Genomic DNA, 15,524 nt, shown 5'->3' on the forward strand with positions numbered 1-15,524 from the left:
CGGGGGACGGCGGTTACGGCCGTGGGGCGCGTCCGATGACGTGCAACCATCGGCGGCCGCGCCCGCTCGGTGGCCGGACGTGGTCATCTTGCCGCCGCCGTAGGGGACTTGAGCGGAGCGTGAGTGCGACGTGAGCGGAAGGTGAGCGGGTCGGCCGACGGGTCGGGTCGAGGGGAAGGGCCGCCCTCGTTTCCCAGGGTCTTCCCGCTGACGTCCCCGGCGCTGCCACGCGGCCGAAAGTCTAGGGATTCCCGCAATCTACGGCGTGGCCGACCACGTACTTCCGCGGTGTTCGTTGACGTGCGAGCGGTGGCCTGCTGAGGCTGTTGTTGACCACCGCACCGCAGGCACTCGGGATTTGTGGCCCGGCAGCTGCGTGTATCTCCTGTGCCCACATTCTTCGGAGCTTCTGTGACCACCGCGCGTCTGGCTGATGCCGTCTTGGGGATAAGTCCTTTCGGGGAACCCGATCCGAGAATCGTCGCCGCCGTCTGCCGGGCCGGGGGGCTCGGCGTGCTCGATCTCGGCAAGGGGGACCGGCGGGCCAGGGAGGCGCTGGAGTCGGTCCGGCAGTGGGTGTCGGGGCCGTTCGGGGTGCGGGTGGCCGCCGGGTGTGCCGTCACCGCGGCCGACCTGGTGAGTGGCGGGGACGTCCACACGGTGGTGCTCGGCGTGGACGCGCCACTGCGGCTGGACGACGTCGTTGCCGATCACCGGGTGCTCGTCGAGGTGACGAGCCATGCGGAGGCGCTTGCGGCCGCGCGGGGCGGTGCGCACGGACTGATCGCCCGTGGCAGTGAAAGTGGCGGTCGGGTCGGTGAGTTGAGCACCTTTGTGCTCCTCCAGCAGCTGATGGCGGACCCGGCGCTGGAGCTGCCGGTCTGGGCCTGCGGCGGGATCGGGCCGCACACCGCCGCGGCCGCCGTGGTGGGGGGCGCGGCGGGAGTCGTTCTCGATACGCAGCTTGCCCTGCTGGCGGAGTCCGGCCTCCCGGAGGACGTCGCCGCGGCCGTGCGGATCCTGGACGGTTCGGAGACGGTCGTGGTGGCCGGGCACCGGGTGCTGTGGCGCCGGGGGCCGGACGCGCCGGCCCTTCCGGACGACCCGGTGGACGTGGCCGGCATGCTCGGTGCCGGCGATCTGCGGACGCAACTGCTCCCCGTCGGTCAGGACGGCTTCCTGGCCTCCCGGTTCGCCGAGCAGTGGCGCGATGCCGGTGGGGCGGTCCGTGCGGTCAGCGCCGCCGTGTGCGACGCGGTGCGGGAGGACGCGCCGCTCGACGCCCTGCGTGGCGATTCGGCGATGAGCCGGGCGCTGGGTACCCAACTCCCCCTCGCCCAGGGGCCGATGACCCGGGTCAGTGACCAGCCGGGGTTTGCCGCGGCGGTCGCCGAGGACGGGGCGCTGCCCTTCTTGGCGCTGGCGCTCGCCGGCCCGGAGCAGACGCGCACCCTGCTGGAGCAGACGCGTTCCGCACTGGACGGGCGGCCCTGGGGAGTGGGGGTGCTCGGCTTCGCTCCGCAGCGCACCAGAGCCGCACAGCTGGAGATCATCCGGGAATTCCGGCCGTCCTGCGCGATCATCGCGGGCGGCCGGCCCTCGCAGGCGACCGCGCTCGAAGAGGCCGGCATCGACACCTTCCTCCACGTGCCCTCGCCCGGCGTGCTGCGGCAGTTCCTGGACGTCGGCGTCCGCAAGTTCGCCTTCGAGGGGTCCGAGTGCGGCGGTCATGTCGGGCCGCGGAGCAGTTTCGCGCTGTGGGAAGCCCAGATCGCCGTCCTCACCGAGTTCCTCGACGCGGCCGAGGACACCGCGGGTGACACGCTGCGGGTGCTGTTCGCCGGCGGGATCCACGACGCCCGGTCCGCGGCGATGGTCACCGCGCTCGCCGCCCCGCTGACCGCCCGTGGTGTGGCCGTGGGCATGCTCATGGGCACCGCCTACCTCTTCACCGAGGAGGCGGTGAGCCATGGCGCGGTGCAGCCGCTCTTCCAGCGGCAGGTTCTTCAGGCCCGGCGGACCGAGCTGCTCGAAACCGCGCCCGGCCACACGACACGGTGTGTGACCAGCCCCTTCACCGACAACTACCTCGGCATCAAGGAGGAGTTGCGGGAGCAGGGCGTCCCGGAGCGGCAGGCGTGGGAACAGCTGGAACGGCTCAATGTCGGCCGGCTGCGGATCGCCAGCAAGGGCGTGGAACGGGTCGGCGAGGAGCTGACCGAGGTGGACGAGCCCCGGCAGCTCGCCGAGGGAATGTTCATGGCCGGCGAGGTCGCCGTGCTCCGGAACCGGCCCACCACGATTGCCGCACTGCACGCGTCGGTCAGCAGCGCCGCCGCCGACTTCTACACCGAGCACGCCGCGCGGGCGCGCGAGCGGCTCGGTGTGGCCTCCGGGCCGAGTGCGGAACCCCCCGCCCCGGCCCCCCTGGACATCGCCGTGGTCGGTATGTCCTGTATGTTCCCGGACGCGCCGGACCTCGCCAGCTACTGGGCGAACGTGGTCGGGGGAGTCGACGCCGTCACGGAGGTGTCCCCCGAGCGGTGGGACCCGGCGATCTACTACGCGCCCCAGGCGGACGGCGGCCACACCGATTCGAAGTGGGGCGGCTTCCTGCCCGACATCCCCTTCGATCCGCTGCGCTACGGCATCCCGCCGTCCTCGCTGGGCAGCATCGAGCCGGTCCAGCTGCTGTCGCTGGAGGCGGCGCGCCTGGCGCTGGAGGACGCGGGGTACGGGGAGCGGGACTTCGACCGGTCCCGGGCCGCCGTGGTCTTCGGGGCCGAGGCGGGCAGCGACCTGTCGAACGCCGCCGCGCTGCGCGCGCTGCTGCCGGCGTACGTGGCGCAGGTGCCGTCCGAGCTGGACGCCCAGCTGCCCACGCTCACCGAGGACTCCTTCCCCGGGATGCTGGCCAACGTCATCTCCGGCCGGATCGCCAACCGGCTCGACCTGCGGGGCATGAACTACACGGTGGACGCGGCCTGCGCCTCCTCGCTGGCCGCGGTGGACGTGGCGTGCAAGGAACTGTCCGCCGGCACCAGTGACCTCGTGCTGTGCGGCGGCGCCGACCTGCACAACGGGATCAACGACTTCCTGCTCTTCTCCTCGGTCCGTGCGCTGTCCCCGACCGGCCGCTCCCGCCCCTTCGACAGCGCGGCGGACGGCATAGCGCTGGGCGAGGGCGTCGCCTGCCTGGTGCTCAAGCGGCTGACCGACGCGGAGCGCGACGGGGACCGCGTCTATGCCGTGATCAAGGGCGTCGGAAGTGCCAGTGACGGCAAGTCCCTCGGCCTGACCGCACCCCGTGCCGAGGGGCAGCGTGCCGCGCTGGAACGCGCCTACCGCAACGCGGGGATCTCCCCGACGGAGGTCGGTCTGATCGAGGCGCACGGCACCGGGACCGTGGTCGGCGACCGCACCGAACTGGGCGCCCTCACCGAGCTGTTCACCCAGGCCGGAGCGGCGCCGGGAAGTTGCGCGCTGGGGTCGGTGAAGTCGCAGATCGGGCACACCAAGTGCGCCGCCGGTCTGGCGGGCCTGATCAAGACCGCCATGGCGCTGCGCACCGGCGTCAAGCCGCCCACGAGGCAGCTGGAGCGGCCCAATCCGGCCTGGGACCAGGAGAGCAGCCCGTTCGCCTTCCACACCTCCGCGCGGCCGTGGTCGGCGCGGCCGGCCGAGCGCGTCGCCGGGGTCAGCGCCTTCGGCTTCGGCGGCACCAACTTCCACGTCGTGCTGCGTGCCCACGACGAGGGGCCGCCGCCGGTGCAGGGGCTCGAATCCTGGCCGGCGGAGCTGTTCGTCTTCCGCGGCGCCGACCGCGAGGACGCCGATCGGGCGATCCAGGAGCTGCTGGACCTGGCGGAGAAGAACGAGCGGGACGGCCGCCCGTGGCGGTTGCGCGACTTCGCGCTGACCGCCTCCCGCCGCTGTGACGCCTCCCGGCATCCGGCGCAGTCGGCGGTCGTGGCGGGAGACCTGGACGAGCTGACCGTGCTGCTCGGGCGGGCGAGGGCGGGCGAACACGACCCGGCCGCTGGGGTCTTCGCCCTCGGGGCGGACAACGGGGCCCCCGACGGTGACACGGACGCGAAGGTGGCGTTCCTCTTCCCCGGCCAGGGCAGTCAGCGGCCCGACATGCTCGCCGACCTGTTCGTCGCCTTCCCGGAGGCCCAGCGCTACCTCCAGCTCGGCCGCGAGTGGGCCGAGGACCTCTACCCGCCGCACGCCTTCGACCTCGCCGTCGCGGCCGAGCAGCGGGCCAGGGTCACCGACACCACGGTGGCCCAGCCCGTGCTGGGCATGGTCGGCCTGGCCGCGTACGACCTGTTCTGCCGCGCCGGGGTGGTCCCGGACATGGTGGCCGGGCACAGCTACGGCGAATTGGTGGCGCTGTGCGCCGCCGGGGCACTGGACCCGGCAACCCTGCTGGAGCTGAGCGCGCGGCGGGCCGAGGCGATCGTGTCCGCGGCCGGCGCGGACCCGGGCGCGATGGCTGCGGTGTCGGCCGGCGCCGAGGACGTCTCCCGGCAGCTCGACGCGGCGGGTCTGGCGGACCGCGTCGTCGTCGCGAACCACAACGCGCCCGAGCAGGTCGTCATCTCCGGGCCCGGCGACGCGGTCGCGACCGCGGTGGAGCGCCTTCGCGCGCACGGTTTCGGCGCCAAGACCCTCCCCGTGGCCTGCGCCTTCCACAGCCCGGTCGTCGCCGACGCCGCCGAGCGGTTCGCCGAGGCACTCGCCAAGGCGCCGGTCCGCGCACCGCAGACGCCGGTGTGGGCCAACCGCACGGCGTCCGTCTACGCGCCACGCCCCGACGACGTACGCACCGAACTGGCCGCACAGATCGGCGCGCCCGTGCGGTTCACCGAGCAGATCGAGCAGATGTACCGGGCCGGGGCCCGGATCTTCGTCGGGGTCGGGCCCGGCTCGACGCTCACCTCCCTCGTGTCCGCGATCCTCCGGGACCGCCCGCACACGACGGTCGGTGCCGAAACGGCGGGCGGCCGGGGGGTGCGCGGCTTCCTCGGCGCGCTCGCCCAGCTGGCCATGGCCGGCGTGCGGGTGCGCACCGGCTGGCTGTTCCACGGCCGCCACGCCACCGATCTGCGGCACGCGACTCCCCCCGAACGACCCGGCTGGACCGTCAACGGGCACCTGGTGCGTACCCGTGACGGCAGCCCGCTGCCCGGCTCTCTCATGCCGGCCCGACGTATCCAGGAGATGTTGGTGACGACGCCCGACCCCCACGAAGCTGCCGTCAGCCCGGACCGGATGGTCTCCGAGTTCCTGCGCACCAGCCGGGAGATCGTCGCGGCGCAGCGCGATGTGCTGCTCACGTACTTCGGTGCTGCGCCGGGCACGCCGGCGCTCGCACCGCCGGCTCCGGTGGCGCCCGTTCGCCAGGTGCCCGTCCCGGTCGAACCGGTCACGTCCCCCGCGGTCCTCGGCGACCCCGGCCCCCTCGCGCCCGCCCCGGAGGCGGCGGCCCCGCCGGCGCCGGAGGCCCCCACCACGGCCGCGCCGCTCACCGAGGACGACGTGTTGCAGACCATCCTCGGCCTGATCAGCGAACGCACCGGCTATCCGGTGGACATGATCGAACCCGATCTCGACCTGGAGGCCGACCTGAGCGTCGACTCGATCAAGCGGATCGAGATCGCCGGCGAACTGGCCGCCCGGGTCCGGGCCGGCGGCGAGGGCGGGGCGGGCGTCTCCCAGCTCGACGACGCGGAGTTGGACGCGCTGTCCGCGGCCCGCACCGCCTCCGGCATCGCCGGACTGCTGATGGCACGGCTCCGCGGCGGCGAGGAGCAGCCCCCCGAGGACCGGAGCCCGGCGGAGCCGGTCGGCCGCCCGGCCCCGGCCGAGGTGGTCGCCGAGGCGCCCGCCCGGCTGCTGCTGCGGGAGGTGGCCCTCCCCGAGCCGGCCGCGGAACCCGGCGCGCTGGCCGGAAAACGGTTCGCGCTGCTCGGCGGGGACAGCCCGGTGGGCGAGTCCCTGTCGGCCCAACTCGCCGCACAGGGAGCCGAGTTCGTCGTACGCGACGGACAGCACCTGCTGACGGACGAGGACGGCCCGCTGGACGGTGTGCTCCACCTGGAGGCGCTGACCGGCACCGAGGACCCGCTGCTGCCGGAGTCGTTCCCTGTGGTGCAGGCCGCGCTGCGGCGCGCGCCCCGGTGGCTGATCGCCGCCGTCCCCGGCGGGGCGGCGGCCGACGACGGGCGACCGGACGGGCTGCGCGGGATGTTCCGGACCATCGCCCAGGAATATCCGGACACGGTCGCCAGGCTGGTCGAGGTCGCCCCGGACGCATCGGTGGAGGCCGTGGCGACCACGCTGGTCGGCGAGTTGCCGGCCACCGACCGCGCCCCGGTCGTCCTCCGGTCCGCCGGCGCCCGGTACGGCTTCGAGCTGACCGAGACCGCCCTCGGCCGGCTGGGCACCACGGGAGCCGGACCGGCCGGCGACGGTGCGGCCGAGGCCACGGCGATCGGCCTGGACCGGGACGCCGTGGTGCTGTTGGTGGGCGGAGCCCGGGGCATCACGGCACGCTTCGCCGCGACGCTGGCGGCGGCCGCCGGCTGCCGGATCGAGCTGGTCGGCAGGACCGCCGCGCCCAGCGGCCCGGAAGACCCGGCCACGCGGTCGGCGCCCGACCGCGAGACGCTCAGGGCCACCCTGGCGGCGCTCGGAAACCGCACGCCGGCCGAGATCGAGCGGACCGTCGGGCAGATCCTCGCGCAGCGCGAGATCAGCGCCACGGTCGAGGAACTGCGCTCCCTCGGCAGTGCGGTGCGCTACCACTCGGCGGACACCCGGGACACCGAGGCGGTGCACCGGGTGGTGAAGGACATCTACGCCGAGCACGGCCGGCTGGACGGTGTGGTGTACGCCGCCGGGGTGATCGAGGACCGGATGCTGGCGGAGAAGGACACCGAGTCCTTCCGCCGGGTGTTCGACACCAAGGTCGACGGCGCCCGCACGCTGCTGGAGGCGGTGGAGGGCCTGCCGAACCCCCCGCGCTTCACGGTGTTCTTCGGCAGCATCTCGGCCGTTCTGGGCAGCCGCGGCCAGGTGGACTACGCCGCCGCGAACGACGCCCTGCAGAGCATGGGCAGCCGCTGGGCCGCCCGCACCGGCAGCCGGCTCCTCACGGTCCACTGGGGACCGTGGGCCCCCACCGGGCAGCACGCGGGCATGGTGACCCCCGAGCTGGCGCGGGAGTACGCCCGCCGGGGCATCCGGCTGATCGACCCCGAGGAAGGCACCCTCTGCCTGCTGCGCGAGCTCGCCTGGGGCGAGGAGTCGGCCCGTGCCGTCGTCTACACCGCGTCGGGGTGGTGAGATGACCAAGGGGGAAGACGGCGCGGGCGCACAGATCGCCATCGTCGGCATGGCGGTCCTGCTGCCGGGCGCGGCAGACCTCGACGCCTACTGGCGCAACCTGGTCGCCGGGGTGGACGCGATCACCGACGTCCCGGCCGGCCGGTGGGACGCCAGCTTCTACGATCCGCAGGCGGTGGGGCGCTCGGACCGCGTCTACTGCAAGCGGGGCGGATTCGTCGACGAGCTGGCCGAGGTCGAGGTGACCCAGTTCGGGATCATGCCCAACTCGGTGGCGGGTACCGAACCGGACCAGCTCATCGCGCTGAAGGTGGTCGCCGACGCGATCGCCGACGCGGGCGGCGCGGACCGGTTGCCCGACCGCGACCGGATCGGCGTGATCCTGGGGCGCGGGGGCTACCTGACCCCCGGACTGTCCCGCGGATCGCAGCGGGTGCGCACGGCCAACCAGCTCGTGCGCACGCTCGGGGAGTTGCTGCCCGACCTCGGCGCCGACCACATCGAGCGGGTACGGCAGGCCTTCGTCCAGCAGCTCGGACCGGACGACCCCGAGCAGGCGATCGGCCTGGTGCCGAACCTCACCGCCTCCCGGGTCGCCAACCGGCTCGACCTGCGCGGCCCCGCGTACACCGTGGACGCCGCCTGCGCGTCCTCGCTGGTCGCGGTCGACCAGGCGGTGGCCGAACTGGCCGGCGGGCGCTGCGACCTGATGCTCGCCGGCGGCGTCCACCACTGCCACGACATCACGCTGTGGAGCGTGTTCGCCCAGCTGCGCGCGCTCTCCCCCAGCCAGCGGATCCGCCCCTTCGACCGGGCCGCGGACGGCCTGCTCATCGGTGAGGGCTCCGGCGTCGTGGTGCTCAAGCGGCTCAGCGACGCGCAACGCGACGGAGACCGGATCTATGCCGTGATCCGCGGCACCGGAGTGGCGAGCGACGGCCGCAGCGGCAGCCTCGTCAACCCGGACTCCGGAGGGCAGGTGAAGGCGGTACGACAGGCCTGGCGCGCGGCCGGTCTCGACCCCACCCGGCCGGGTTCGATCGGGTTGCTGGAGGCCCACGGGACCGCGACTCCGTCCGGCGACGGCGCCGAACTGGCCACCGTGCAGGAGGTGTTCGGCACCGCCGACGGCCCGGATCGGGCGGTCATCGGCTCGGTGAAGTCGATGATCGGGCACACCATGCCGGCGGCGGGCGTGGCCGGCCTGGCCAAGGCGGCGCTCGCCGTCCACCACGCGGTGCTGCCGCCCACGCTGCACTGCGACGACCCGCACCCCGCGCTGGAGCGGACCCGGTTCCGGCCGATCCCCGCGGCGCAGGCGTGGCGGACCGAGGGCGCAGACGGGGTCCGGCGGGCCGCCGTGAACGCCTTCGGCTTCGGCGGCATCAACGCGCACGTGGTGCTCGAAGCCCCGCCCGAGAGCGCGGCGGGCCGGCGGAACCGGCCCGCGGTGTCGGTACGGGAGCAGGAACGCGTGCTGCGGCTCACCGCCGACAGCCCCGAGCAGCTGGCCGGCCTGCTGGACGCCGACGACTCGGCGGTGCTCGCGGCGGGTCTCGACGACCGGGATCCCGGCGAGGGACGCAGCCGGCTCGGCATCGTCGACCCGACGGCCAAGAGCCTCGCCCTGGCGCGCAGGGTGCTGGCCAAGGGCCGCCCGTGGCGGGGCCGCGGCGATGTGTGGTTCACCGCGGATCCGCTGCTCGGTGGGGACGGTGGCGCGCAGGTGGCCTTCGTCTTTCCGGGGCTGGAGGCCGAGTTCCGACCGCACGTCTCCGACGTCGCCCGGCACTTCGGGCTGGGCGCCCTGCTCCCCACCCTCCCCGCCGGTCAGCCGACCGAGGTGGCGGACGTCGGGCGGCACGGGGGCGAGGTGGTCGCGGTGGGCCGGGTGCTGGACGCCGCCCTGCGCCGGATGGCCATCGTGCCGGACGCGGTCGCCGGCCACAGCGTGGGCGAGTGGACCGCCATGGTCACCGGCGGGTTGTTCGCCGGCCGTGCGGTGGACGAGTTCATGGCGGACTTCGACCCGGACGAACTGCGGGTGCCGGGCCTGGCCTTCGCCGTCCTGGGCGCCCCGGCCGACCGGGTCGCGGCCGCCCTCGCGGACCGCCCCGAGATCGTGCTGTCCCACGACAACGCGCCGGACCAGGCCATGGTGTGCGGTCCGCCGGGCCCGGTGGACGAGCTCGTGCGCTGGTTCCGGGCGCGGAACGTCGTCGGCCAGGTCCTGCCGTTCCAATCCGGCTTCCACACCCCCATGCTGGCCCCCTACCTCGACCCGATCCGCCGTGCCGCGAGCCGGTTCGCGCTGCATCCGCCGACCGTGCCGGTGTGGTCGGCGACCACGGCGTCGGTGTACCCGTCCACCGAGGCCGAGGTCCGCGAGCTGTTCCTGCGGCATCTGCTGGAGCCCGTGCGCTTCCGCCCGCTGATCGAGGCGATGTACGCGGCCGGCGTCCGGGTCTTCGTCCAGGCGGGAACGGGCCAGGTCGGCACGCTGATCGGCAACACGCTGCACGGCCGGCCGCACCTGGCGGTGGCCGCCAACTCCCCGCACCGCAGCGGACTCGCCCAGCTGCACCGGGTCGCCACCGCCCTGTGGGCGGAGGGCGGCGCGCCGGACTTCCGGCCGCTGCGGGCCGGCCGCGGCACGGCGTCGAAGCGCCCGCCGGTCCGGCTGGACCTCGGCGGACCGCTGGTCTCCTTCGACGAGGAGACGCTGGGCGGCCTCCGTACGGCACTGGCGGCCCGGCCCGCGGTGCGCACGGGCGGCGAACTGTCCGCCCTGGAGGCGGTGGCCGACCGGCTCCCGGTCGCCGGCGAACTGAGCGCGCTGCTGAGGGACACCGCGGACACCGCCACGGCGGTGCTCGGCGCCGCCCGCACGGCGGCGGCCGGGAGGCCCGCGGCGGCGACCTCCGTACCGGCGGCTCCTGTACCGGCGGCTCCCGTACCGGCGACGGTGCCCAGCTCGCCGGCGCCCGGCGGGGAAGAGTTCCGCACCGTGCTGCGGGTGTCCACGGACACCATGCCGTACCTGCTGGACCACTGCTTCTTCGCGCAGCGCCCCGGCTGGCCGGACGAGGCCGACCGCTGGCCGGTGGTCCCGGCCACCACGGTGATCCACCACATGATGGAGTGCGCCGAGCAGGCCGCGCCCGGCTCCTCCGCCGTCGCGGTGCACGGGGTGCAGCTGAACCGGTGGGTGACCGCCAGCCCGGCCGCCGACGTGCCCGTGACCGTGGCACCGCAGGGGCCCGGCCGGGTCGGCGTGACCTTCGGCCGGTTCGCCCGTGCCGAGGTCGAACTCGCGGCGGGCCACCTGGAGTCGCCGCCCCGCCCGTGGACCTGGGACCCCGCATCCGAACGGACCCCGAAGATCACCGCCGAGGAACTCTACGCGGACCGCTGGATGTTCCACGGCCCGCTGTTCCAGGGCGTCACCGAGCTCACCGCGGTCGGCCCGCACCACGTCCGCGGGAAGCTCACCACCCCGCCCGCCCCCGGCGCCCTGCTGGACAACGTCGGTCAGCTGCTCGGCTACTGGATCATCAGCACCCTGACCGAGCGGACCGTGGTCTTCCCGGTCCGCATGCGACGGATGCGCTTCTTCGGCCCGCACCCCGCGACCGGCACCACCCTGGACTGCCTCGTCACCATCTCTTCCGTCACCGAGACCGCGGTCGAGGCGGACATCCAGCTCGTCGCCGACGGCCGGGTGTGGGCGGAGATCCACGGCTGGCAGGACCGCCGCTTCGACAACCGCGAGGAGACCAGGGTCCAGGAACGGTTCCCCGAGCGGAACACCCTCTCCCGCGTCCAGGAGGGCGGCTGGTCGCTCGTCCACGACCGGTGGCCGGACCTGGCCTCGCGCGACCTCGTCATGCGCAACCATCTGAGCAGCGCGGAGCGCGAGGACTACGAGCGGCGCCCGCCGCGCGGCCGCGCGCAGTGGCTGCTGGGCAGGATCGCGGTCAAGGACGCCGTCCGCCAGTGGCTGTGGGACCACGGCGAGGGGCCCGTCTTCCCCGCGGAGATCCGGGTCGGCAACGACGAGGCCGGCCGTCCGCGGGTCGCCGGTCTCCACGGCCGGGACCTGCCCGAGCTGGACGTCACGCTGGCGCACTGTGCGGAGACCGGCGTGGCCATGGTGCGCCCCCGTTCCGGGCACGGACCCGGCGGGATCGGCATCGATGTGGAGGAGATCACCGAACGCCCGGAGCCGGCCCGGGCGATGGCGCTCGGCCCGGCCGAGCGCGCGCTCCTCGGCGCGCAACGGACCGAAGCGGGTGAGCCCGAAGGCCTGTGGTTCACCAGGTTCTGGGCGGCCAAGGAAGCGGTGGCCAAGGCGCGGGGCACCGGTCTGCAAGGGCGGCCGAAGGACTTCGCGGTGGTCGCCGCGCAGCCGGAAGAACTGCTGGTGGAGGCGGCAGGCCGGCTGCACCGGGTGTGGTGCCGCCGGATCGGCAACCCGGCGGACCTGCCGGGCAGGGAGTACGTCGTCGCATGGACGACGGAATCGACGGAAACCATGGACGAACGGGAGACGACGCGGTGAAGAGCGGTCAGACACAGCCACCGGTGCGCGCGGACGAGACGGTGGTGTTCGACGAGATCACCGGAATGCTGCGGGCCGTGCTCGACGATCAGGGGCTGGACGAGGTCGAGATGACCCGGGACACCCGGTTCCACGACGACCTGGACCTGGAGAGCATCGACCTGGTCACCCTCGGCGGCCAGTTGGGGGCACGGTACGGGGAGCGGGTGAACTTCGCCGAGTTCCTGGCCGGCCTCGAACTCGAAGAGATCATCTACCTCACGATCGGCCAGCTCGTGGACTACGTGGTCGGATGCCTGCGCCAGACGGGGGAGTGCTGAACGGTGGCGGTGATCAACGCCAACGGCATCGCCCTGCACGTGGAGCAGATGCCCGCCCGGGACCCCGCGGACACCGCGCCGCCGCCCACGGTGGTGTTCGTCCACGGCATGCTCGTGGACAGCCTCGTCAGCTACTACTTCACCCTCGCCCCGGCCTTCGCCGCCGAGGGGATGGACGTGATCATGTACGACCTGCGCGGTCATGGTCACAGCGAGCGGGTGTCCAGCGGCTACCTGCTGGAGGACTTCGTCGGGGACCTCGACGCGCTGCTCGACCGGCTGGAGGTGGCCGGACCGGTCCACCTGGTCGGCAACTCCTACGGCGGCACCATCGCGTTCAGCTACGCGGCCCGCCGCCCCGAGCGGGTGGCCAGCGTCGCGATGATCGAATCGGAGCCGGCCACCGAGTCCTGGTCGCGCAAGATGGCCGTCAACCTCCAGCGCGCGGCCGACGAGTTCGCCCGTACCGACCTCCACGAGCAGCTGACCCGGGAGCACGGGGCGCATGTGACCCGCCGGGTGAAGTCGGCGTCGCGGCTGCTGAATTCCAGCACCATGGCCCGGGACATCCCGGCCAGCCGGCTGCTGGACGAGGACGAGATCCGCGCACTGCGCTGCCCGGTGCTGGCCGTCTACGGCAGCGAGTCGGAACTCGCCGCCCAGGAACCGTGGCTGAAGTCGCTGCTCCCCGACTGCCGGACCGTCGTGGTGCCGGACCAGGAGCACTGGGTCCTGATGGGGGCCACGGACCTGGTACGCGACCTGATCACCGAGTGGGTCCGCACGCACGACGCGGCCGGGGCGGCGGAGGTCGGCGGCCGGTGAGCAGATTCCTGTTCGTGGTGCCGCCGCTGGTCGGCCACATCAACCCCACGCTCGGCGTCGGGGCGGAGCTGGTCCGGCGGGGGCACGAGGTGGCCTGGGCCGGATTGCCGGAGGTGCTGCGACCGTTGGCCGGCGAGCGCGCCACGGTGTTCCCGTGCGCCGCGCCGCCGCTCGACGACCCTGCCCTGCTGCGGCCGCTCTCGCTGCGGGGACCGGCGGCGCTGAAGTTCCTCTGGGAGCAGTTCCTCGTCCCCCTTGCGGAGGAGATGGCCCCGGGGGTGCGGACCGCGGCGGAGGAGTTCCGTCCGGACGTCCTGATCGCCGACCAGCAGGCCGTCGCCGGCGGGCTGCTGGCCGAGCGGCTGCGCATCCCCTGGGCCACGTCGGCGACCACCTCGGCGGGGTTCACCGCCCTGGCCGACATGCCCAAGGTGGAGGAGTGGATCACCGACGTGCTGCACGCCCTGCGGCAGCGGATCGGCGATCCGGCGAGCGAGGTGGACCCGCGGCTGTCCGACCGGCTCGTGCTGACCTTCAGCACCGAGGAACTGGTCGGGCCGGCGGATTCCTTCGGCGACCAGGTGCGGTTCGTCGGCCCGTCCCTGGCCTCCCGGCCGGCCGCCGACGACTTTCCGTGGGACCGGCTGGACCCCGGGCGCGCCACGGTCCTGATCACCCTCGGTACCGCCAACGCCGAGGTCGCAGCGCGCTTCCTCGACGCGTGCGCGCAGGCGGTGCGGTCCCGGTCGGACCGGCTGCAGGCAGTGGTCGTCGACCCGTCGGGAACCCTGGACGGCAGCGGCGACGGGCTGCTGGTGCGCCCGAGCGTGCCCCAACTGGCGCTGCTGGAGCGGTGCGACGCCGTGGTCTGCCACGGCGGGCACAACACCGTCTGCGAGGCGCTGTGGCACGGGCTGCCCCTCGTGGTCGCCCCCATCCGGGACGACCAGCCCACCATCGCCGCCCAGGTGGTCGACGCCGGCGCCGGCGTGCGCGTCCGCTTCGGCCGGGCGAGTGCCGACCAGCTCGGCACGGCCCTGGACTCCGTGCTCGACGAACCGGGCTACCGCGCCGCCGCGGAACGGGTGGGCCGCTCCTTCCGCGCCGCCGGGGGCGCGGAAGCCGCCGCGGGCCACCTCGAACGCCTCGCCGCGCCCCCAACCACAGGAAGCCGTTGATGATGAGCAGGGCCGATCGGGTCGCCGCGCTGCGCCCCCGCTACCAGGACGACCTGGCGCACGGGCCGGCGCGGTTCTTCCAGCCGCGACGCACCGACTGCCCGTGGTGCGGCGCGGCCCGGCTGAAGGTACGGCTCCGGACCCGCGACCTGTTGCAGGGCAAGCCCGGCCGGTTCGTCCTGGAACAGTGCCAGGACTGCCGCCACGTCTTCCAGAACCCCCAACTCAACGCCGAGGGGCTGGAGTTCTACTACCGCGACTTCTACGACGGGCTCGGTGAGGAGAACCTCGCCGCGCTCTTCAAGGGGCACGACGCCCGCTACCCGCTCAGGGCGCGGGCCGTGCTGCCGCACGCCGAGCCGGCGAACTGGCTCGACGTGGGGACGGGGCAGGGGCACTTCTGCGACGCGGCGCGTGCCGTCCTGCCCCGTACCGTCTTCGACGGGCTGGACATCAGCGCGGGCGTCGAGTCGGCCCAGCAACGAGGCTGGGTGCAGCGGGGCTACCGGGGTGCCTTCGTCGAGCTGGCCGGGGAACTGGCCGCGCACTACGACGTGGTCAGCATGTTCCACTACCTGGAACACAGCACCGATCCCGAGGCCGAGCTGATCGCGGCGCACCGGGCGCTGCGCCCCGGAGGGCATCTGCTGATCGAGGTGCCGGACCCGCAGTGCCGGTTCGGCCGGCTGCTCGGCCGCTGGTGGCTGCCGTGGCTCCAGCCGCAGCACCTGCACTTCATCCCGGTGGGGAATCTGCGCGAGAGGCTGACCGAGCTGGGGTTCACGGTGGTCGCGGAGGAACACGCCGCACCGCACGACCCCGTCGACCTGCTCGCCGCGGCCTGGCTGGCCCTGAGCGGCCTGGCCCCCCGCAAGGACGAACCGTGGTACGCCGAGGCCCCCGGCACGGCCGGCCGCGTCCTGCGGGCCACCGTGCTCGCCGCGGGCGTTCCCCTCCTCGTGCTGGGGTGGCTGCTCGACCGCGCGATCAAGCCCGCGACCCGGCGGCGGCCCGGCTTCTCCAACGCCTACCGGATCCTGGCCCGCCGCGACGACGGGCCGTGCTGACCGACCGCGCTGCCGCCCCGCACCGTCACACTCGGTCACCGACCACAGCCCGCCGATCCCCGCAGCCGCTTCTCCGGCACCGGGCCAGGTGGTGCGGCGGTGCCGTGCGGACCCCGCATCTGTTGCGCATGCGGCGCATGTGTGAAGCGATGGGCATACCGAGGTAGCAGGTGAGGCGCATCGTGTCGTGGCTTGAGTTTCCTTCCGCGTCGCGAGCACG

General features: G+C 74.0%; 6 protein-coding genes. All 6 read left to right on the forward strand.

All coding sequences use genetic code 11. The features are described 5' to 3' along the window. Positions 1-513: 513 nt before the first annotated feature. The 6 genes from EST92_RS00870 to EST92_RS00895 all read left to right on the forward strand — a co-directional run bounded on the left by EST92_RS00870 (position 514) and on the right by EST92_RS00895 (position 15,304). Positions 514-7,353 (forward strand): type I polyketide synthase, encoded by a 6,840-nt coding sequence (locus EST92_RS00870; RefSeq protein WP_129279063.1) that lies wholly within the window; start codon positions 514-516, stop codon positions 7,351-7,353. A 1-nt stretch (position 7,354) separates the two neighbouring features. Beyond that, on the forward strand, positions 7,355-11,914 hold the full coding sequence (locus EST92_RS00875) for a type I polyketide synthase (RefSeq protein ID WP_129279064.1): 4,560 nt from the start codon (positions 7,355-7,357) through the stop codon (positions 11,912-11,914). Between the two features lie 65 nt (positions 11,915-11,979). Beyond that, positions 11,980-12,234, forward strand: a complete 255-nt coding sequence (locus EST92_RS00880; RefSeq protein WP_254068375.1) for a phosphopantetheine-binding protein — start codon at positions 11,980-11,982, stop codon at positions 12,232-12,234. Positions 12,235-12,237: 3 nt separating this feature from the next. Continuing rightward, on the forward strand, positions 12,238-13,059 hold the full coding sequence (locus tag EST92_RS00885) for an alpha/beta hydrolase (RefSeq protein ID WP_129279065.1): 822 nt from the start codon (positions 12,238-12,240) through the stop codon (positions 13,057-13,059). Further along, positions 13,056-14,237, forward strand: a complete 1,182-nt coding sequence (locus tag EST92_RS00890) for a glycosyltransferase (RefSeq protein WP_129279066.1) — start codon at positions 13,056-13,058, stop codon at positions 14,235-14,237. Before EST92_RS00885 ends, EST92_RS00890 begins: the two co-directional genes overlap by 4 nt. Further along, a complete protein-coding gene (locus tag EST92_RS00895; protein WP_129279067.1) occupies positions 14,237-15,304 on the forward strand; it encodes a class I SAM-dependent methyltransferase in 1,068 nt (355 codons plus the stop codon). Before EST92_RS00890 ends, EST92_RS00895 begins: the two co-directional genes overlap by 1 nt. Positions 15,305-15,524 lie beyond the last annotated feature (220 nt).

The sequence above is a fragment of the Streptomyces sp. TM32 genome (assembly GCF_004122755.1).
In the GTDB taxonomy this organism is placed as follows: Bacteria; Actinomycetota; Actinomycetes; order Streptomycetales; family Streptomycetaceae; genus Streptomyces; species Streptomyces sioyaensis.

What these genes read in the sequence shown, in the direction of transcription:
- EST92_RS00875 (WP_129279064.1), top strand. Translation starts at nt 7,355, where the DNA reads ATGACCAAGGGGGAAGACGGCGCGGGCGCACAGATCGCCATCGTCGGC.
- EST92_RS00880 (WP_254068375.1), top strand. Translation starts at nt 11,980, where the DNA reads ATGCTGCGGGCCGTGCTCGACGATCAGGGGCTGGACGAGGTCGAGATG.
- EST92_RS00895 (WP_129279067.1), top strand. Translation starts at nt 14,237, where the DNA reads ATGATGAGCAGGGCCGATCGGGTCGCCGCGCTGCGCCCCCGCTACCAG.